Below are 20394 nucleotides of genomic sequence, written 5' to 3'. Positions count from 1 at the left end.
CGGGCGTGTCGTGTTGTGTGGCATACACCACCCCCACGCCGATACTTCGCGCGCAGGCCGAAGGGACCCGTTGTGACCGTTCTCGCCCAGGTGCTTCGTGAGGCCGCCCGACGCTTTCCCGAGCGTCGGGCCCTCGTGCACGGCGGAAGCGGGTTCACCTACGGCGGGCTGGACGCGGTGACCGACCAGGTCGCCGCCGGGCTGGCCGGGCGCGGTGTCCGGCCTGGTCATCTGGTCGCACTCGTGCTCCCGTCCGGGCTCGAGTACGTGGTCGCCTACACCGCCCTGGCCCGACTCGGCGCGATCACCACCGGCGTGGGACCGCGCTACACCCCCGCCGAGCGGGCCGCGATCCTGGACCGGGCCGCGCCGGATCTGGTGCTGGCCACCGAGGAACTGGCCGAGGGCATCCCGGCCGGCCCCGAACACATCCGCTGCGTACCGGCCGCCGGCGCGCACGAGGTCTGGGCCGAACTGCGGCGCGACGAGATCCCGCCCGCGCCACCGGTCACCGGCGAGCAGGATCCGAGCCTGCCCGAGACGGTCGTGTTCACCTCGGGCACCACGGGCACCCCCAAGGGCGCCCTGTTCACGTCCCGGCAGATCGCCGCGATCACCGCGATGGACACCGGCGACCGCTGGGGCGAGGGCGGTCCGCAACTGATCGCCACCGGCCTGCCGCACGTCGGTTTCATGACCAAATTGGCCGGCTACCTCAAGATGGGCGCGACCCTGCACGTGCTCGGCCGCTGGCGGGCCCAGGACGCACTTCGCCTGGTCGCCCGCGAGAAGATCCCCTACCTCGGCGGCGTGGCCGCGCAGGTCTCCCTCCTGCTCGGCCGACCCGAGTTCGACCGCTACGACCTCACCCACGTACGCGGACTGATCGTCGGCGGCGGGCCGTCCCCCGCCCCGCTCGTGCACGAGGCCCGGACCCGATTCGGGGCGGGCTACTCGATTCGCTACTCGTCCACCGAGTCCGGGGGGCTGGGCACGCTCACCGCCTTCGACGCCCCCGACTCGGAGGCGCTGCACACGGTCGGCCGGCCCCGGCCGGGCACCGAACTGGAGATCCGCGACCCGCGGACCGGCGCCGTCCTGCCGGTCGGCGAGGAGGGGCAGATCTGCCTGCGCTCGCCCGCCGTGATGGCGGGCTACTGGCGCGACCCCGAAGCCGGCGCCGCCGCCCTCGACGGCGACGGCCGGCTGCACACCGGCGACCTCGGTCGGATCGACGAGGCCGGCTGCCTGCGGATCACCGGGCGGATGACGGAGATGTACATCCGCGGCGGATACAACGTGTATCCGCAGGAGGTGGAAGCGGTGCTGCTCGACCATCCCGACGTGGCCTCGGTGGCGGTGGTCCCGCGACCCAGCCGGGTGATGGGCGAGATCGGCGTCGCGGTCGTGGTGTCACGTGCAGCATCCGAGCCGTCACTCGCCGCATTGCGCGAATTCGCGGCGTCGCGGCTGTCCGCACACAAGCTCCCCGAGGCGATCCGGATCGTGCCGGAGTTGCCGCTCACCGGGATGGACAAAGTGGACCGCAGATCCTTGACCGAACGTGAGAAGTCCTTCGGGGACGTTTAGTAACCGCGCGATGACCAGCAGATATCGACAATATGTTTGACCAAGTCAGCAAATGTCCAGGTGATCGGACAGATGCGTCGGGACCGGGCCGGTGAGACAGTGGACAGCCCTGACGTCCCATCAGCAAGCTAACTGACTAACCGTCAGCTCGATTCCAGTGTCGATCGGATCTGGCGGCGACGAAAGATCGAAAAAGGGACGGGCGCGATGATGCTTCACGACAGCAGAGGACACCACTTCCCGGGGCACACTCGAACCAGCGTCACCGTGAACGCGGATCCGTCGGCCGAACTCGACGTGACCGGCCGACCACTCGCGCTCCGCCCCGCCGACCTGGACCGCTTCTTCCGACCTCGCACGGTCGCCGTGATCGGCGCCTCGGACACCGAGGGCCGACCCGGCGCCCGAATCACCGCGCAACTGATCGCGTGGGCCGATCGGGTGGGCGCGCGGTTGTTCCCGGTCAACCCCAAGCACGAGCGCATCGCCGGCCGGCCATGCCACGCGGACATCTCGGCGGTCCCCGAGCCGGTCGACCTCGCCGTCGTCCTGGTCGGCGATCCGGCCGAGGTACTGGAGCAACTCGCGGGCGCCGGCGTGGGTTTCGCGGTCGTGTTCGCGTCCGGCTTCGCCGAGGCGGGCGCCGCCGGGGCCGAGGCGCAGGCCCGGCTCGCCCAGCTCACCTCGGGCGGCTCGCTGCGCCTGCTCGGGCCGAACACCAACCTCAACGCCTTCGAGGAGTTCCGCACCGACCTCGAAGGCCCCGCGATCGCGTTGATCACCCAGAGCGGACACCAGGGCCGCCCGGTCTTCGCCGCCCAGGAGATCGGCATCCGGGTGTCCCACTGGGCCCCGGTCGGCAACGAGGCGGACCTGGAAATCGCGGACTTCGTCCGGCACTTCTCCGATCAGGAGGAGGTCGGCGTGATCGCCGCGTACGTCGAGGGGTTCAAGGACGGCCGCACCTTCGCCCTGGCGGCCGACCACGCGGCCCGGCAGGGCGTACCGGTGGTCGTGGTCAAGGTCGGGCGGACCGAGACCGGGGCGCGGATGGCCCAGTCGCACACCGGCAAGCTGACCGGCGGCGACCGCACCGCGTCGGCGGTGTTCCGCCAGTACGGGGTCACCCGGGTCGACGGCCTCGACGAACTGATCGACACGTCCCAGCTGTTCGCGCGCACCCGGACCCCGCTCGCCCAGGGGGTCTGCGTGTACTCGATCTCCGGCGGCACCGGCGCGCACATGGCCGACCTCGCCGCCGCCGAGGGCCTGTCGGTGCCTCGGCTGGACCGGGCCACGCAGGAGAAGCTGCACGCGTGGATACCGCCCTACCTGACCGTGTCCAACCCCGTGGACAACGGCGGCCACCCGGCCGGCGACGAGCGTGGCCGCAAGATCATCGACACGATCCTGGCCGACCCCGAGATCGGCGTGCTGGTGTGTCCGATCACCGGCGCGTTCCCGCCGATGAGCGACCGGCTCGCGCAGGACCTGGTGGACGCGGCGGAGGCGACCGACAAGGTGGTCTGCGTGGTCTGGGGTTCGCCGGTGGGCGACGAGAGCGCCTACCGCGAGATCCTGCTCAAGTCGAACCGGGTGGTGGTCTTCCGCACGTTCGGGAACTGTGTGCGGGCGCTGCGGGCGTACTTCGACTACCACCGCTTCCGCACCCAGTACTCGTCGCCGTTCGAGGACGTCCCGCGCACCGCGTCGCCGGCCGCGGCCAAGGCCAAGCGGCTGTTGTCCTCGGGCAAGCCGCTGTCCGAGCACTCGGCGAAGCAACTGCTGCGCACGTACGGGATCCGGGTGCCGCGCGAGCAACTGGTCACCTCGGCCGCCGCCGCGGTGCGCGCGGCCGGGCTGATCGGCTATCCCGTGGTGATGAAGGCGTGCGGTCCGCAACTGCCGCACAAGAGCGACCTGGGTCTGGTCAAGCTGGGCCTGCGCTCGGCGAGCCAGGTACGGGACGCGTACCGCGAGATCACCGACGCGGCCAAGGAGGCGGGCGCGGGTCGGCTCGAAGGCGTCCTGGTGTGCCAGCAGGTCGATCGCGGCGTCGAGATGGTGGTCGGGATCTCGCACGACGACCTGTTCGGGCCGACCGTCTCGGTCGGCCTGGGCGGCATCTTCGTCGAGGTCTTCGACGACATCGCGATCGGGGTGCCGCCGTTCGGCGCCTACGAGGTCAAGCGCATGCTCGGCGAACTCCGCGGCCTCAAGTGTCTCCAGGGCATGCGCGGCCAGCCGCCCGCCGACCTGGACGCGCTCGTCGACGTGGTCATGCGGGTGCAGCGCATGGCGCTCGAACTGGGCGACGAACTCGCCGAGTTGGACATCAACCCACTGATGGTGATGCCCCGCGGCGGCGGCACGGTAGCCCTGGACGCCCTCGCGGTGGCCCGCTAGGACCTGCGGCCGGGCACGCGGGTTCGACCCCGGCCGCCCGGCACAGGCGTCCTCGAACGCCGGACGGGCTGCAAAGCCTGTCCGGCGTTCGAGGCCACCCTTCAGCCCGGCCAAGCAACCCCACAGCCCGGCCGGCGACCGAAGCCACCCTTCAGCCCGACCAAGCAACCCACAGCCGGGCCGGCGCTCGAGGCCACCTTTCAGCCCGGCCGGCGTTTGAGGCCAACCCAACCTGACCAACGCTCAACGCCGGACGAAAACCATCCAGCCCGGCCGGCGTTTGAGGCCATCCTTCAGCCCGGCCGCCGGCGCTTGAGGCCAAAAAAAGCCCGTCCGTGCCTGAGGACGGCCAACCACATCAAGGAGCCAAAGCTCACATGACCGCCAACACCGACCAGGACCTCCTCCACAACGTGAGCAACGGTGTGCTCTGGCTCACCCTGAACCGCCCCGCCGCCAGCAACTCCCTCACTTGGGCCCAACGCGAACTGCTGATCGACCTGCTCGCCGAGGCATCCGCAACCGAGTCGGTCCGCGCCGTCGTCCTCACCGCCGCAGGCCAAAAGCACTTCTGTACCGGCATGGACCTCCGCAGCTCCCCCGGCACCAAGTCGCTGCTGGCCGCAGCCGCCGAAGAAGCCACCGACGACGACGCAGCACCCAAGCCCCCGGCCCGACCCACCGGCTACGCCACCCGGATGATGAAGACCGGCGTACAGCGCCTGACCAACGCCGTCCTGGACTGCGAGAAGCCGGTGATCGCGGCGATCAACGGCACCACCGCCGGCTACGGAATGAGCCTCGCGCTCGCGTGCGACCTGGTGATCGCCGCCGACAGCGCCCGGTTCATCCAGATCTTCACCCGTCGCGGCCTGGTGCCGGACGGCGGCAGCGCGTACCTGCTGCCGCGCCTGGTCGGCCCGCAGAAGGCCAAGGAGCTGATGTTCTTCGGCGACGACCTGCCCGCCGCCGAGGCGCTGCGGATCGGCGTCGTGAACAAGGTGGTCGCCGCCGACGAGCTGGAGGCGGTGACCAGGGAGTGGGCCGAGCGCCTGGCGAGCGGGCCGACCCGGGCGTACGCGTTCACCAAGCAGCTGGTCAACCGCTCGCTGGAGAGCGACCGGGTGGCGGCCTTCGACGAGGAGGCCCAGATCGTCGAGCTGAACATGACCTCGCGGGACGCGAACGAGGGTGTCGCGTCGCTGATGGAGCGCCGCAAGCCGGAGTACTACGGCTGGTAGCCGCACCGGGCCGGGCGGTGCGGCGCAACGACCCGCCGCTCGGTCCTTGTTCGCGCGTTGTGCCTTACGCCACAAGGCAACTGACGAGTCGTCAGGTGTGACGAAGGACCCCCTCCCCTTTGATTGACGCAAGGAAAACGGGTGACGTAGCGTCACAGACCCGACGCCCCAAGACACCTGCGAGGAAGTCCATCATGGGCCAGATCGACGCAGCGAGCACGAAGCCCGCGGATCCCGCGGCCATCGCCCTGCCGGAGGGTGAAGGCATCGTCGAGGCAGACACGTTCCGGCACGTCCTCGGCCACTTCGCCAGCGGCGTCACGGTGATCACCGCGCTCGACGGCGACACCCCGGTGGGCTTCGCCTGCCAGTCGTTCGCGTCGCTCTCGCTGGACCCGCCGCTGGTGACCTTCTTCGTGGCCAAGACGTCCACCACGTGGCCGCGAATCCGCCCGGGCGGCCGGTTCTGCGTCAACGTGCTCGCCGAGGACCAGGAACTGCTCTGCCGCGGCTTCGCGGTCAGCGGCGCGGACAAGTTCGCCGGCGTCGCCCACAGCCCGGCACCGACCGGTTCGCCGAAGCTGGAGAATGTCCTCGCGTGGATCGACTGCACGCTGGAGAGCGTCGTCGACGGCGGCGACCACGAGATCGTGATCGGCCGGGTCCAGGCTCTGGACGCACCGCGGATGGAATGTGCCCCGCTGCTGTTCTACAAGGGCCGGTTCGGCCACCCCAGCAACAACGCGTGACGCCGATTCGGACCCGGGCCGAGGCCGCGGGTCCGAATCGGTGCCTGCCGCGCCCGCTCAGTGCGCGCCGGCTCCGGTCAGTGCCCTGACCTCCAACTCGGCGAACTTGCGGTCGTCGTCGTCGGTCCGGCGACGCCGGGCGGACATCGCGCCGATCGCGGCACACGCGAAGCCGACCGGGATCGAGATGATCCCCGGGTTCTCCAGCGGAATGGGGGCCGGCGTCGTACAGCTGAACAGCGCCGTCGCGTTGCCCACGTCCTTGCGGTCCTTCGACACGTTGCAGTCGTCCGCCTGTTTGGCGTTGAGCTGCTTGATCGCCGGTTTGGTGTCGGTGGCCCCGCCCCAGCAGATCGGGGACAGCGCGACCACCAGGACCGAGGTGACCAGGCCGCCGTAGATGCCGAACACCGCACCGCGTGTGTTGAAGTTCTTCCAGAACAGCGAGAACACGATGGCCGGCAGGTTGGCCGAGGCCGCGATGGCGAACGCGAGCGCGACCAGGAACGCCACGTTCAACTCGCGGGCGAACACGGACAGGACGATCGCCGCCGTGCCGATCACCAGCGCCGCGATCCGCGCGACCTTGACCTCCTCGGCGTCCGTGGTGCGGCCCTTGCGGAACACGTTCGCGTACAGGTCGTGCGCGAACGACGAGGACGAGGCCAACGTCAGGCCGGCCACCACGGCCAGGATGGTCGCGAAGGCCACGGCGGCGATGAAGGCGAGCATCAGCGCGCCGCCGGTGGTGCCCGCCCCGCCGCCCAGGTGTTCGGCGAGCCGGGTCGCGGCCGTGTTGCCGGTCGGGTCGGCCTTCTTGATCTCCTTGCTGCCGATCAGCGCCGCCGCGCCGAAGCCGAGGATCAGCGTCATCAGGTAGAACACGCCGATGATGCCGATCGCCCAGGTCACCGACCTGCGCGCGACGCGGGCGTTGGGCACGGTGTAGAAGCGCACCAGGATGTGCGGGAGGCCCGCCGTACCCAGCACCAGCGCGAGCCCCAGCGAGATCAGGTCGATCTTCGACCAGCCGTCCGTGGCCCCGTACTTGAGGCCCGGCTGGAGGAACGACTCGCCCGAACCGGACTTGCTCGCCGCGGTGCCGAGCAGGTCGGCGACGTTGAAGTCGAACTTCGCCAACACCCACACGCACATCACGAACGCGCCGACCATCAACAGCCCGGCCTTGACGATCTGCACCCAGGAGGTGCCCTTCATGCCGCCGACGGTGACGTACACGATCATCAGCGCGCCCACCGCGGCAATGACCGAGATCTGCGCGGTGTCGCTCTTGACGTCGAGCAGGAGCGAGACGACCGAGGCTGCGCCGACCATCTGGGCCAGCAGATAGAAGATCGACACGACGATCGTGGACACGCTCGCGGCCATCCGTACCGGGCGTTCCCGCATCCGGTTCGCGAGTACGTCGGCCATCGTGTACCGGCCGGAGTTGCGCATCGGCTCGGCGATCAGCAGCAGGGCCACCAGCCAGGCGACCAGGAAGCCGATGGAGTACAGGAATCCGTCGTAACCGGACAGCGCCAGGATGCCCGCGATGCCCAGGAAGGACGCGGCCGACATGTAGTCGCCGCCGATCGCCATGCCGTTCTGGAGGGCGGAGAACGAACGGCCACCGGCGTAGAAGTCCGACGCCGTCCGGTTCTTGCGACTGGCCCAGAAGGTGATGCCGAGGGTCACCACGACCAGCACGGCGAACATCGCGAAGGTCCAGCCTCGGTTGCTGGACTTCGCGGCGAGTTCGAGAGAAAGGTTCACGCTTCGAGTTCCTCTCGCAGTTCGGTGGCGACGGCGTCGAGTCGGGTGCGTGCGAATCGCGAATAGGCCCAGGCGATCACGAACGTCGAGACGAACTGGAGAAGGCCGAACACCAGCGCGACGTTGATGTGGTTCATCAGCTCCTTCGCCATGAAGTCACGCGCGTAGGCGGACATCACCACGTACAGCAGGAACCACGCGAGGAATGCGGCGGTGACCGGGAAGATGAAGGACCGCTGGCGCTTCTTGAGCCCTCCGAATCTCGGGTCCTGTTCCATTTCCAGGTAGCCGGTGCGGTCGTCGACGTACGGGGCGCGCTGCGCCGGGACGGAGGGATTCTCGCTTGCCGACGTGGGGCGGAGTTCGGATTCGGACGCGGACTCGGGTTCGGGCTCGGGAGGACGATCGTGCGGGTCAACGTGCGGAGTCGGCATGGGGCGGTAGGGCTCCTCTCCAGCGGACACCCCGCGCGTGGCCCGAGGCGCCGATCGGGTACCTGACCGCGGTCCGTGGGACCTGGGGCCGCAGCGGAGCGAGTTTAGAGGTGCCGCCAGGACGCGCGGAACCTATCCGATCAACTGAAAGCGGGACTGACGGGTTACGCGGATAACTCACGATTTCCCATGGCTCACGGAATTGATCAAAACTGCCCATGAGTTCAACGAACCCGACCGAACCACCGTCGAAATAGCCCGTACACGTCCGCTACGACCAATTCTCACCACACTCGAAACAACTCGATCAGCAACGCTTCGGGCCGGGCTTGCGCCTGATGTCGAACCCGCGCTCAAGATCGAAATGCCGTCGTTTCACGCTCGAACACGGCGAGTTCGGCTGACACCGCTCCGATCGACCTACACCCGCTCCGTGGCCCTTCCATGCCCCGACTCACCAACTCCCCCAGCATCGACCGGCCTTCGGTGCACAGCAGCCGACCCGCCCGGCTCGCCGCCGAAGTGCCCATCAGCCGGCGAGCCTCAATCCCACCACCACGGACTTGCCGTACTCGTGGCGAGGCACCACCGCCCAGGTGGCGGTCAGCGCGCTCACCAGGAGAAGTCCTCGCCCTCCGCATGCCTGCGGACCGGGCGAGGCAAGTGCGGGGAGCGCGGCGCCGGGGTCGGAAACGGCGAGCCAGCAGTAGCCGTCGGCGGGCCAGAGTACGAGTTCGATCGGGCAGCCGTCGGCCGGGCAAGTGCCGTACAGCAGCGCGTTGGTGACGAGCTCGGAGGTCACCAACACGAGCTCGTCGGCGAGTTCGGGTCGGCAGCCGCGCGGAAGGGCACTCGCCACGGCACACCGAGCGCGCCCCACGGAGGCGGGCTCAGCGGGAAAGCCCCAGTGGGACGGGATGACAGGGATCGTGGGAACGGTAGGCATGGCCGGTGTCGGCTCGCCGGCAGGACAGAGGAATCCGGGCATGGGCAACTCCTGGGCAGCGCGGGCTCGATGAGGGTGGACGCGGTGAACGCGTCGCGCGACGGAGCCGGTGGCCTACCTCCCCGAGCGCGGGCACACCCGTCCCGAAACAGGCGGGCATGCTCGCGCGGTGCACTTCCGGCATCGCTTTACGTAGCTTGTGCGGTACCTAGCGTAGAACATCGCGGGGTAAATTTGCCACGCAATCGAGACTATTGAGCCGCCTCTTGGTGTGCGTGCGCCTTCGGGCGGCAGACTGATCCCGACGACATGTGAAAGGAGCCATATGGCCCCGAGGACGGTGCTTACCGAACGGCAGAAGCGCCTGGGAAGCGAGTTGCGGCGGATCCGAACCTCGGCCGGCCTGTCCGCCGAGTACGCGGCAGGGCTGCTGGGCGTGGATCGGGGCAAGATCTCCAACATGGAGTCGGGTTCGCGTTCGATCAGTGCCGACCGACTGCGCACATTGGCCTGTAACTGCGACTGCACCGACGAGCGATACGTCGAGGCCTTGATCGAGATGGCGCAGCAAGACGTCAAGGGCTGGTGGGACCGCTACCGGGGGACACTGCCCCAAGGGCTCCTGGACATCGCCGAGTTGGAGGCCTCCGCGCTGGGGATGCGAGTGGCGAACACCGTGCACATTCCCGGGCTGCTCCAGACGCCCGACCACGCGCTCGCGGTCTTCCGAGTAGCCGTACCCACGCTCCCGGACCACGAAGTCGGGCTCCGACTCGCCCACCGCGCGGAACGGCAACAGGTCCTCGTCCAAGGTAATCCACCCACGTATCGAGCCATCATCCACGAAGCGGCGCTTCGGATGCGGTTCGGCGGCACCACGATCGCGCGGGCCCAACTGGAACACCTGATCAGCATGTCCGAACGACCGAACGTCACGCTGCTGGTCGTCCCCTTCGAAGTCGGAGCATTCCCCGGTGCGGGCCAAAGCGTCCTCTACGCCGAGGGCCCGGTGCCCCTACTCGACACCGTCCAGGTCGACAGCTCGCATGGACCCGCTTTCATGTGGGCCGAGAACCAGCTGGCGAAGTACCGAGCACAACTGAACTGGCTGGAGAACCTGGCCCTGTCCACCGACCAGTCCCGCGATTTCATCCACGAGATCGCACATCACTTGTGAGGAGAACTCCTGTGCCTGCCATCGTTTGGGAAGACCCCTTCTGCGCCGAAGGCAACTCGTGCTTCCGCTTCGGCACCGACACGGACGGCAACGGTTACGTCGCCGTCGTCGGGCACGAAGACGAGTACGTCACCGACACCATTGACGCCCTCCGCACCCTCATCCGCGACATCAAGGCCGGCCGGGCCGACCATCTGCTCTAGGCCGTGATTCGGCAGTGGGTCCCCTGTCTCGCCTCGTGACGTGATGATCTCGGTGTGCGGTGAGGGGATCCTTCGGCTGGCCGGTGGATTGGCTTGTGGCCGGTTGTTGTCGGTCGTGGTGCCGGGTCGGCCGTCGTTGTGTCGGCGGAAGCCGGTCGACCGAAGCCATCGGCGGGCACGAACCGGCGCCCCGTGGCCGGGACTTCCCCCGGAAGGACGGCCCGTGGGCTCTTCCGGCGCGAGCGCCGGCGACGTGTCGGCGCGTGGAAGGCCGCATCGACGGGCCCACGGGCACGGGCCCCACCGCTCGTGCGGTGGGGCCCGTGCCCGTGGCCTTGCCCAAGGTCTTCCAACGCGTGTGGGTCAGCCGCCCTGGCCGGCGCTGCCGATCGGGCCGACCTTGACCGGGGAGCCGGCGCCGTCCGTGACGGGCAGCGTGGCGGCGCCCGGCCAGCGCACGGTGATCGACTTGGTCTCTCCGGGCGGCGTCACCAGCAGGCCGGTGATCCGGACGCCGGAGCCGCCGGTGTCGTTGCTCGGGTAGGTAATGCCGAAGGACACCGACGTGTCGCTCTTGAGCGTGAACGGGTCCGCCGGCCCGCCGGTGCGCTTCGCGGACAACGGCCCCTGATTGGTCTCCAGGTCAACGCCGGCGAATCCGGACATCGTGCAGTTGTGGCCGATGTTCTTCAACGTCACCGCGACGGTGCGTTCGTTGTCACCGCTGATGGTGGCGTCCTGCGCGGTGGCCCTGAGGTCGTCGGTGCGGCACTTGCCGATCGAGCCGTTGTCGCCGGCGCCTGTTCCGCCGCTCGTGCCCTGCCCGCCGGAACTCTTCCCGGCGGGAGGCTGCGCGGCGGGAGGCTGTGCGACGGGAGGCTGTGCGACGGGAGGCTGTGCGACGGGGGCCGTCCCGCCACCCTGATTACCGCCCGCGGTCGCGGACCCGGGCGCGGCGGGGGCGTTGGCGGCCGGAGCGGCGGGCGAAGTGCCCTGACCTGCCTTCGAGTTCGAGTCCGACTCCTGGCACGCCGTCGTCAGCATGGCGCCGCCGACGATGGCTGCGGAGACGAGGAGGGCGGTGCGACGGTTGCCGAACATGAAGGACCCCTTGGTATCAGGTGATTGGAGCCGAAGTGGTCCCGGCTCGTCGGTGCCTGCCTGATCACTATGAAGGGGCTGCCGGCCGAGGCGATACGGGAGTCGATGCTCCACGACGCCGCTGTCGCAGTTCGGTGACATGGTCACGAGAAGGAACGCGGGTGAGTCATGCACGCCCCGTTCGACGCCCGGCAACGCCACGTTTGCCCTGGTCACAGCCTCCACGGCCGCGCTCGGCGGACAGTGTTACAGGAGTCTCGCCGTCCCACGGTGCAGCCGCCATAACCACCCCACCGTCGGCACGGTGTCACGCAGCCCCCATCGCCCGCGTTTCCCCGCAACCGCCGGTCCGACCACCACCAAGCTGCCGTACGGGACCAACACCTCGACGCATAACAGCCATTCACTGATCGGACGATCCGAAGGAAGCCACCCGCGGCACTTATCGGACGGGCTGCCGGAAGCCTGAGCCATGTGCGCGAAGATCGGCGCAACTCGGTGGCGTTCGGCGTGGAGATCGGGAAGGCTCACGCGCATGGTCTCGGTATTGCAGAACGTGGCGATCGACTGTGCGGATGCCTACGAGTTGGCTCGGTTCTGGAGCGGTGTGACGGGTCGTCCGCTGCATCCGGAGGACGGACCGGGTGACCGGGAAACGCAGGTGATGCTTGCGGAGGGCCCGGTGCTGTACTTCAACCAGGTGCCCGAGCCCAAGACGATCAAGAACCGGATCCACCTGTGTTTGCGCCCCGAGACATCGCGCGATCAGGAGGTGGACCGCCTGCTGGGGCTCGGCGCCACCTTTGTCGCCGATCACCGCAACCCCGACGGTTCGGGCTGGGCAATCCTTGCCGATCCCGAAGGCAACGAATTCTGCGTTCTGCGCAGCGAGTCCGACCGAGCGACCATGGACTCCTGACGCCCCCACCGGCCCGGTCGGTATCGCATGGCAGCTTGTCACGGCCCGCCTCCGCGGGCGTAAATACCCGGCCTAGTCGCCGTCCGGCCACATCCGCGGGGGTGCGACCTTGGCCAGGTACGCCTGGGTCTCGGCGCGGTCCAGGAGCGCTTCGAGGGTGAGGTCGCCGGTGATGTGCGGGTAGAAGCGGCCCGCGTTCCAGGTCCGTTCGTACGTCGGCGGGTCCAGCACGAGCGCTCGCCGTCCACGATCGGAATGTCCGCGGGGGTTCGGCCTGGGTGGCGTGCTCTTCGACGGTGTGGTCGACGATCGAGCAGAAACCGCGATCGGCCTTTGCCGCAGCCCGGAAGTGGCTTGTGGGCGGCCTGAGTTGAAGGCTTCGACACCCCGCGCCAGAGCGCGCCCCTCGGCGTGAGGGGCGCGCTTCGACCGGAAGGTGGTCCTATGAACGATGCCGCGTCAGAAGACGAAGACGCCTCGCGCGATCTTGCCCGCCTCCGCGTCCTCGACCGCGTGCTGGAAGTCGTCCAACGCGTAGGTCCGGGTGACCAGTTCGTCGAGCTTGAGGCCGCCGGTCCGGTACAGGTCGGCGTAGCGCGCGATGTCGTACTGCGGGCGGGAGGAGCCGTAGCGGCAGCCCATGATCGACTTGTCCAGGAACATCGAGGACACGTGGAAGGACGCCTCGGCGTCCGACGGCGCGACACCCAGGATGATCGCCTGCCCGGCCCGCCCCAGCATGTCGATCGCGTTGCGGATCACCGCGACGTGCCCGACGCACTCGAACGCGTGGTCCACGCCGCCCGGCACCAGGGCCTGAACCGCCTTGACCGAGTCCTCGACCGCCCGCGCGTCGACGAAGTCGGTCGCGCCGAACTCGCGCGCCACCTCCTCCTTCGCCGGGTTCGCGTCCACGGCCACGATTCGCACCGCACCCGCGAGCTTCGCGCCCTGGATCACGTTGAGGCCGATGCCCCCGGTGCCGATCACCGCGACGGTGTCGCCGGGCTGTACCTTCGCCCGGTTCAGCACCGCACCCACGCCGGTCAGCACCCCGCACCCGATCAGCGCGGCGGACGCGAGCGGGATGTCCTTGGGGATCTTGACCGCCTGGACGCCCTTGACCACGATCTTCTCCGCGAACACCGACAGGCCCGCGAAGTTGTAGACCGGCTTGCCGCCACGCGTGAACGGCTGGTTGAGCTGGCCGAAGCTCTTGGCACACATGGTCGGCCGGCCACGGTCGCACTCGCGGCACGCACCGCACGAGGCCAGCGTGGACAGGGCCACGTGGTCGCCGGGCTTGACGTGCGACACCAGCTCGCCGACGGCCTCCACGACGCCCGCGCCCTCGTGTCCGAGCACGACCGGAGGCGGGAAGGGGATGGTGCCGTTGATCACCGAGATGTCGCTGTGGCACAGGCCGGCCGCGCCGATCTTCACCAGGACCTCGTTGGCCCCGGGTGCACGCACCTCGAGGTCATCGACGATCGAGGCTTCCTTGCCGTCGAAAAGAACGCCCTTCACCGGTTCCTCCTCCATCGGAAATGGGCTGACGAGCCGGGGCGCTCGACGGCTTACCGGCCGGACCGGCTCCGGAGCTCAAGCGCGCACGCGTACCCGCGCGGCACTCTAGCCCGGAACTGATGAGCAGTCAGCCGGTTGTGACAGTCCTCTCGTCACCCCCCGAAACCGCCTCTGAGCAGCCCGTCGATCACACACGTGTCGCATCGACGCACGGTTCACCACCCGTGCCGGCGGGGCCACTTCACACCCCACGCGGCACGCCGGCGACATCCAGGATCCAGTGCATCACCTCGACCGGCAGCGCCGGATTGCGCGCGGCGTACGGCCCGAGTTCGGGATCGTCCAGCAACACAAGCAACCGATCCACCGGCACACCCACCGCCGGATGCCGCGCGAGCGCCGTCCGCACGCATCGCTCCGGATCCCCAAGCAGTCCGAGCACCACCTCCGCCGACGCATCCGGGTCACGCAGCACGAGCTCCCGCATGCCGGGATCGGGATCACCCGCGAATCGCGCGAGCCCGTGCGTCGGGAAGCCGGGGCGATACGTCAGCCGATTCCGGTGGCGACCGTGAAAGTCCCGATACGCCCGCAGCAGCAACTCCGGTGCGACACCCACCTGGTGACGACAGGTCAGCACCCGCACCCCGAGGTCCGAATCCACCGCCAGGGCATCGCGCAGCTCGTCGGCAAGTGCACCCGAGTCCGTCCGGGCACGCCCTTGCCCACCCGAGCACGCCGCGGCGACGCTCTCGGCCGACCTACCACCTCGGCTCCGAACAGTTCAGGCAGCGTGCGGTGTGAAGACGACGGCAGATGCGTCCCCGTCCAAGGCGATGTTCAAGGAGGCATCGAGCGCCTTCGCCAGCCTGGCCAACAGGGGAAGGGTGGGCACGGTTCCGCCGAGTTCGAGCTTGGAGATTTGCGGCTGCGTCATACTCGCTCGCTTGGCAAGCTCGGTTTGCGAGATACCCAGCTCGGTACGCCGGTCGTATACCGCCTGCCCAAGATCGAAGGCCATCCGGATCTCCATGCGCATGGCCTCGACCTCGGGCGATTCGGCATCGCCGGCCACGAGCTTCCGCTCGCGGGCAAGCTTCCATCGCGCGTGGCTCATGGCGATGCTCCCTTCGTGATGTCCCGAGTGAACTCCTCATGCGCGGCCTCATGCTCGGCCTCACATGTCTTCCGCGCCATTCTCGCCCGATCAACCTCGCCCTCTTCGCGCATCCGTGTCTTGCGAAAGACGGTCAACAGGACCATGCGGCGGTCGGGCGCAAGCCAATACGTCGCACGGAACCCGGAGCCCGACGGAGCCGATCGACCGTCGGTGACGCACCGTCAGGACTCGGTGGGACGAAAGTCGCATTCGCGACGCCGCGGCGAATGCACAGACGAATCGTGATCCGGGCAACGAAATCGATGTCCGCAGGATATTGACGCCTCGTCCGACACTGATCACCCTGAGTGTGGCGGTCGTTCGCGAGGGGACGACGAGGCGCCCGGGAAGTGCCCCGGGTTTCCTCGACGAAGTGGGACCGTCATCGTTCCGGGCCTCGTCGCGGTGCCCGGAGCGCACGCGGGCCCCGGGACAGGACGATCCTGTCCGGGGCCCGCATGCCGTGCGGTCTACGCGTGTTCGAGGGCCGCGCCCGGCCAGGGCCGGATGCCGACCCGCCGCACGCCGCCTCTTCCCGGGGCTACTTGATCGCCACCGGGTTCACCGGGGTGCCGACGCCGCCGACGAAGGGCTCCGGCGAGGCCTCCAGGAAGAACTCGTACACGCCGTCCGCGGCGCAGTCCTCGGACAGCTCCTCCAGGTTCCAGTTCTGCCCCTGGAGCATGCCCATCTCCACCAGGTGCAGCGCGTGCACGGCCATGAAGCAGTCCTCGATCTCCGGCGGGAAGACCTCGAACGTCACGGTGTCGTTGGCCACCGCCGCGACATCGCGCGCGTGGAACCACTCGGGCGTGCGCACCGACAGGCCCGGGCCGTAGAAGTACATGTCCTTCTCGCCCGCGAAGTACTGCCGGATCTGCCCGGTACGCACCAGCACGATGTCGCCCGCGCGCACCTTCACGTTGCCGAACTCCTCGGCCGCCTCCAGGTCCGCGGGGGTCACCGCGTACTCCGGCGGCAGGATGTCCACGCCCTTGGCCCGGGCCACGTCCAGCAGCACACCGCGCGAGACCAGCGTCTTCACGTTGTGGATGCCGAGCCGGCGCGCACCCTCCTCCGCGGTGACCGTCTCCTTCGCCGAGTGGCCGTTGTACAGCCGGTCGTCGTAGGTCGCGTGGGTCAGCCCGTCCCAGTGCGTGCCCGCCTGGATGCCCATCACCACCGAGTCGTCGCTGGTGGCCACCGTGCCGGGGCCGAACACCTCGTGGTTGACCAGGAACGTGGTGCGCTTGGGGTTGTCCCGGCCCGGGATCATCCCGTTCTGGATGCCGTCCTCGCGCAGCTCCACGGCCAGCGAGAAGCGCTTGCCGGTACGCACGCAGCCCGCCGCGGCCTTGACCACGTCGGCCGTGATCAGGTTCACCGTCCCGATCTCGTCCTCCTGGCCCCACCGGCCCCAGTTGTTCACGCGTGCGGCCAGTTCATGGAACTCGGGGGGCAACGACATTGGGGAGCCTCCTCCAGGCGGTGGTGACACGTGCCGATGAGCACGAATACCGACAGGCGCACTCTCGGAATCCGACGACCGCGCTGTCAAGTGTTGTCAAGAACTGTGCATGGTGCTGTGTGCTGCGGCACTCTACCCAGGAAAACTAACGGATCGTCAGATAATGTCGAGAGGGCGTTCTCACAGGCCGCGCACCTTGCGTCCGCAAGGCGGCAAGGCCGCGACGCTGCACACGCCTGCCCGGGTACCGCCCGCGCAGGCGCGCGAAGCAGGCGGTCGAAGCGGCCCGGGTCGCACCGACCGCTGAGCGCGCCACGACCGACCCGACCTGGGCCTCGGCCCTCGATTTCCGGGGCCTACCGACGAGGCCACCGACAAGGAGCGGACAACACATGGGTGACTTCCTCACGGGCAAGGTAATCGCGGTCACCGGCGCCGGCCGGGGCATCGGCCGCGCCGTCGCCCTCGCCGCCGCCGCGCACGGCGCCAAGGTGGTCGTGAACGACTACGGCGTCGCGATGGACGGCAGCGCGCCGACCAGCGAGGTCGCCGACGCCGTGGTGAAGGAGATCGAGGCGCTCGGCGGCGAGGCCGTCGCCGTCGCCGACTCCGTGGCCACGATGGAGGGCGGCGCCCGCATCGTGCAGGCCGGCGTCGAGAAGTGGGGCCGGATCGACGGTGTCGTCACCGTCGCGGGCAACCTGCGCGAGCGCATGCTCTTCAACATGACCGAGGACGAGTGGGACAGCGTCATCGCGACCCACCTCAAGGGCACCTTCACCGTCGTGCAGGCCGCGTCCAAGGTGATGAAGACCCAGGGCTTCGGCTCGATCGTCGGCTTCACCTCCGGCGTGTACGCACTCGGCTCGGTCGCCCAGGCCAACTACGCCGCGGCCAAGGGCGGCATCGTCTCGTTCGTGCGCTCCGCGGCGCTGGGCCTGAACAAGTACGGCGTGAACGCCAACTGCGTCGCGCCGGTGGCCCGGACCCGGATGTCCGAGGGCGTCCCGCAGACGCTCAAGGAGATCGGCGACCCCGAGGACGTCGCCGAGCTGGTGGTCTTCCTGCTCTCCGACCACGCCAAGAACATCACCGGTCAGGTGTACACGACCGCGGGCCCCAAGATCGCGCTGTGGGACCAGCCGCACGAGATCAAGACGATGTACGCGGCCGACCGCTGGACGGCCGAGGAGATCGCCGAGAAGCTGCCCACCCAGATCGGCCAGGACCCGATGCCGGTGCTCGCCCAGCTCAAGGAGTACGCGGCCGCCGCGGCGAAGAAGAAGGCCGCCGAGGCCGCTGCCGCCGCCGGCAACTGACCCAGCCCTCGGCAGGCGGCACCCGCGCGGGGTCCGGTGTCCCCGGACCCCGCGCGTGGCCGCCGACCCTCGGACGACGAGATTGGACACGCTGTGGATTTCCGGTACAGCGCCGAGGACGAGGAGTTCCGGGCCGAGGTCCGCGAGTGGCTCCGGGAGAACCTCTCCGGTGAGTTCGCCGCGGCCGTCGGTACCGGCGGTCCCGGCAGCGAGCACGAGCACTTCGAGATCCGTCGGGCCTGGGAACTGCGCCTGGGCGAGGGCGGCTGGATCGGCCTGGACTGGCCCAGGCAGTACGGGGGCCGCGAGGCGTCCCTGATGCAGCAGGTGATCTTCGGCGAGGAGTACGCCCGCGCCCAGGCGCCCGGCCGGGTCAACCACATGGGCGAGAACCTGCTCGGCCCGACCGTGCTCGCGTTCGGCACCGACGAGCAGAAGGCCCGCTTCCTGCCCGCCATCGCGCGCGGCGAGGAACTGTGGTGCCAGGGCTACTCGGAGCCGGGCGCCGGCTCCGACCTGGCCAACCTGCGCACCACCGCGACCGTCGACCCGGAGACCGGCGACTGGCTGATCACCGGCCAGAAGGTGTGGACCTCGCTCGCGCACGAGGCGAACTGGTGCTTCGTGCTGGCCCGCACCGATCCCGCCTCGCAGCGGGACAAGGGCATCACCTTCCTGCTCGCGCCGATGGACCAGCCCGGCATCGAGATCCGCCCGATCGTCCAGCTCACCGGCACCAGCGAGTTCAACGAGGTGTTCTTCGACAACGCCCGGGCCCACGCCGAGCACGTGGTCGGCGAGGTCGGTGCGGGCTGGGGCGTGGCGATGGGCCTGCTCGCGTTCGAGCGCGGGGTGTCCACGCTGGCCCAGCAGATCGGCTTCGAGATCGAGTTGGACCGGGTGGTCGCCGAGGCCAAGGCCAACGGCGCGATCGAGGACCCGGTACTGCGCGATCGGCTGTTGCAGAGCTGGATCGACCTGAAGGTGCTGCGCTGCAACGCGCTGCGCACGCTCGGCTCGCCCGACCCCGGCGCCGCGTCGGTGGCCAAGCTGGTGTGGGCCGGCTGGCATCAGCGCCTGGGCACGCTCGCGATGGACGTGGCCGGCGTCGAGGCCACCCTGGCCGCCGAGGCCCCGTACGAACTGTCCGCCGCACAGCGCCTGTTCCTGTTCACCAAGTCCGACACCATCTACGGCGGGTCGAACGAGGTGCAGCGCAACATCATCGCCGAGCGCGTCCTCGGCATGCCCCGTGAACCGCGAGGAGACGCCAAGTGAGCCCCACCCCCGCCCCCGCCTACGTCGAGGGCCACGGCCTGCTGGCCGGCAAGACCGTGCTGATCACCGCCGCAGCGGGCACCGGGATCGGCTTCGCGGCGGCCAAGCGCGCCGCCGAGGAGGGCGCCGTGATCGCGATCAGCGACAAGCACGAGCGCCGACTCGGCGAGGCCGCCGACGAACTCGCCAAGCTGATCGGGTCCCGGCCGCTCGCCGTCCCGTGCGACGTCACGGTCGAGGAGGACGTGCAGAACCTGATCGACACGGCCGCGCGCGAACTCGGCGGCATCGACGTGCTGATCAACAACGCCGGGCTCGGCGGCGAGGCCAACCTCGTCGACATGACCGACGCGCAGTGGGACCTGGTCATGAACGTGACCCTGAACGGCACGTTCCGCTGCACCCGGGCGGCGCTGCGGCACATGCAGCCGCGCGGCAAGGGTGTGATCGTCAACAACGCCTCCGTGCTGGGTTGGCGGGCGCAGAAGGGCCAGGCGCACTACGCCGCGGCCAAGGCCGGCGTGATGGCGCTGACCCGCTGCTCCGCTGTGGAGGCGGCCGAGTTCGGGGTACGGGTCAACGCGGTCGCGCCGAGCATCGCGATGCACGCGTTCCTGGCCAGGGCTTCGTCCGAGGAGTTGCTCGAAGAGCTGTCCTCGCGCGAGGCGTTCGGCCGCGCGGCCGAGCCGTGGGAGGTCGCGAACGTGATGGTCTTCCTCGCCTCCGACTACTCCTCGTACATGACCGGCGAGGTCGTCTCGGTCAGCTCACAACGCGCCTGACGGCCCGACGGGCCCGACCATCGCACGCGCTCGCCTGACGGCCCGTCACCTCACCGACACCGAACGCCACAACGCATCCTGACGACACGTCACCTCGCGCAGCGACCCATCGCACCGCGCGCGGCCTCGCTGACGCATCGTCAATAGCGGCGCCTGGGCCCGGGTATCAGTCCCCGCAGGGACCGGCCCGGGCTTTCGCGTGCGCCGGCCCGATCCGGCCCGCGGCTGCCGCGGGCAAGGAAATCGAGGATGTCGGGCAGCAGTTCGCCGACCCGATACGGCGGCCCCCCGGCCTCGCCGTCGACCGACTCCGGGCGGT

19 protein-coding genes are annotated in these 20394 nt (G+C 69.3%); 10 read left to right on the top strand and 9 right to left on the bottom strand.

The window, feature by feature from the left end:
* Positions 1-72 precede the first annotated feature (72 nt).
* The 4 genes from ACZOOI_RS16700 to ACZOOI_RS16685 all read left to right on the top strand — a co-directional run bounded on the left by ACZOOI_RS16700 (position 73) and on the right by ACZOOI_RS16685 (position 5986).
* Positions 73-1590, top strand: coding sequence for a class I adenylate-forming enzyme family protein (locus ACZOOI_RS16700; protein WP_465276621.1), 1518 nt, complete (start codon positions 73-75; stop codon positions 1588-1590).
* 210 nt (positions 1591-1800) lie between these two features.
* Entirely contained in the window at positions 1801-3996 is a 2196-nt protein-coding gene (locus ACZOOI_RS16695; RefSeq protein ID WP_465281215.1) for an acetate--CoA ligase family protein, read from the top strand.
* A gap of 377 nt (positions 3997-4373) precedes the next feature.
* Positions 4374-5237: an enoyl-CoA hydratase/isomerase family protein gene (locus ACZOOI_RS16690; RefSeq protein ID WP_465276620.1), complete on the top strand. Its 864-nt coding sequence runs from the start codon at positions 4374-4376 to the stop codon at positions 5235-5237.
* A gap of 194 nt (positions 5238-5431) precedes the next feature.
* Complete coding sequence (locus ACZOOI_RS16685) at positions 5432-5986, top strand: flavin reductase family protein (RefSeq protein WP_465276619.1); 555 nt, start codon at positions 5432-5434, stop codon at positions 5984-5986.
* A gap of 57 nt (positions 5987-6043) precedes the next feature.
* Here the strand turns inward: ACZOOI_RS16685 and ACZOOI_RS16680 are convergent, their stop codons facing one another.
* The 3 genes from ACZOOI_RS16680 to ACZOOI_RS16670 all read right to left on the bottom strand — a co-directional run bounded on the left by ACZOOI_RS16680 (position 6044) and on the right by ACZOOI_RS16670 (position 9142).
* Complete coding sequence (locus ACZOOI_RS16680; protein ID WP_465281214.1) at positions 6044-7705, bottom strand: solute symporter family protein; 1662 nt, start codon at positions 7703-7705, stop codon at positions 6044-6046.
* A 53-nt stretch (positions 7706-7758) separates the two neighbouring features.
* Positions 7759-8196 carry a DUF485 domain-containing protein gene (locus ACZOOI_RS16675; protein WP_465276618.1) on the bottom strand — a complete coding sequence of 146 codons (438 nt, stop codon included), beginning with the start codon at positions 8194-8196 and terminating at the stop codon, positions 7759-7761.
* Positions 8197-8725: 529 nt separating this feature from the next.
* Complete coding sequence (locus tag ACZOOI_RS16670) at positions 8726-9142, bottom strand: ATP-binding protein (protein ID WP_465276617.1); 417 nt, start codon at positions 9140-9142, stop codon at positions 8726-8728.
* 325 nt (positions 9143-9467) lie between these two features.
* On the opposite strand from ACZOOI_RS16670, the gene ACZOOI_RS16665 reads away from it, so the two are divergent.
* Both ACZOOI_RS16665 and ACZOOI_RS16660 read left to right on the top strand, forming a co-directional pair.
* Positions 9468-10319: a helix-turn-helix domain-containing protein gene (locus tag ACZOOI_RS16665; protein ID WP_465276616.1), complete on the top strand. Its 852-nt coding sequence runs from the start codon at positions 9468-9470 to the stop codon at positions 10317-10319.
* Positions 10320-10330: 11 nt separating this feature from the next.
* Complete coding sequence (locus ACZOOI_RS16660) at positions 10331-10522, top strand: hypothetical protein (protein ID WP_465276615.1); 192 nt, start codon at positions 10331-10333, stop codon at positions 10520-10522.
* Between the two features lie 363 nt (positions 10523-10885).
* Here ACZOOI_RS16660 and ACZOOI_RS16655 read toward each other — a convergent pair whose 3' ends face one another.
* Positions 10886-11623: a DUF4232 domain-containing protein gene (locus ACZOOI_RS16655; RefSeq protein ID WP_465276614.1), complete on the bottom strand. Its 738-nt coding sequence runs from the start codon at positions 11621-11623 to the stop codon at positions 10886-10888.
* A gap of 535 nt (positions 11624-12158) precedes the next feature.
* On the opposite strand from ACZOOI_RS16655, the gene ACZOOI_RS16650 reads away from it, so the two are divergent.
* Positions 12159-12542 carry a VOC family protein gene (locus ACZOOI_RS16650; protein ID WP_465276613.1) on the top strand — a complete coding sequence of 128 codons (384 nt, stop codon included), beginning with the start codon at positions 12159-12161 and terminating at the stop codon, positions 12540-12542.
* A 72-nt stretch (positions 12543-12614) separates the two neighbouring features.
* Here the strand turns inward: ACZOOI_RS16650 and ACZOOI_RS16645 are convergent, their stop codons facing one another.
* From ACZOOI_RS16645 to ACZOOI_RS16625, 5 genes are all read right to left on the bottom strand, one after another.
* Positions 12615-12773 (bottom strand): hypothetical protein, encoded by a 159-nt coding sequence (locus ACZOOI_RS16645; protein WP_465276612.1) that lies wholly within the window; start codon positions 12771-12773, stop codon positions 12615-12617.
* A 228-nt stretch (positions 12774-13001) separates the two neighbouring features.
* Positions 13002-14069 (bottom strand): Zn-dependent alcohol dehydrogenase, encoded by a 1068-nt coding sequence (locus ACZOOI_RS16640; RefSeq protein ID WP_465276611.1) that lies wholly within the window; start codon positions 14067-14069, stop codon positions 13002-13004.
* A 241-nt stretch (positions 14070-14310) separates the two neighbouring features.
* A complete protein-coding gene (locus ACZOOI_RS16635; protein ID WP_465276610.1) occupies positions 14311-14688 on the bottom strand; it encodes a hypothetical protein in 378 nt (125 codons plus the stop codon).
* A 165-nt stretch (positions 14689-14853) separates the two neighbouring features.
* Positions 14854-15186: a helix-turn-helix transcriptional regulator gene (locus tag ACZOOI_RS16630; protein WP_465276609.1), complete on the bottom strand. Its 333-nt coding sequence runs from the start codon at positions 15184-15186 to the stop codon at positions 14854-14856.
* A gap of 583 nt (positions 15187-15769) precedes the next feature.
* A complete protein-coding gene (locus tag ACZOOI_RS16625; protein ID WP_465276608.1) occupies positions 15770-16696 on the bottom strand; it encodes a cyclase family protein in 927 nt (308 codons plus the stop codon).
* A 392-nt stretch (positions 16697-17088) separates the two neighbouring features.
* Between ACZOOI_RS16625 and ACZOOI_RS16620 the strand changes: the two genes are divergently transcribed.
* From ACZOOI_RS16620 to ACZOOI_RS16610, 3 genes are all read left to right on the top strand, one after another.
* Entirely contained in the window at positions 17089-18015 is a 927-nt protein-coding gene (locus ACZOOI_RS16620) for an SDR family oxidoreductase (protein WP_078976656.1), read from the top strand.
* A 93-nt stretch (positions 18016-18108) separates the two neighbouring features.
* Positions 18109-19293 (top strand): acyl-CoA dehydrogenase family protein, encoded by a 1185-nt coding sequence (locus ACZOOI_RS16615; protein WP_465276607.1) that lies wholly within the window; start codon positions 18109-18111, stop codon positions 19291-19293.
* Complete coding sequence (locus tag ACZOOI_RS16610) at positions 19290-20075, top strand: SDR family oxidoreductase (protein ID WP_020549690.1); 786 nt, start codon at positions 19290-19292, stop codon at positions 20073-20075. The genes ACZOOI_RS16615 and ACZOOI_RS16610 overlap by 4 nt, the downstream gene beginning before the upstream one ends.
* Positions 20076-20394: the final 319 nt, after the last annotated feature.

This window comes from Embleya sp. L77, assembly GCF_055557415.1.
The sequence above is the reverse complement of the archived record's forward strand: the minus strand, read 5'-3'. Positions and strand labels throughout refer to the sequence as shown.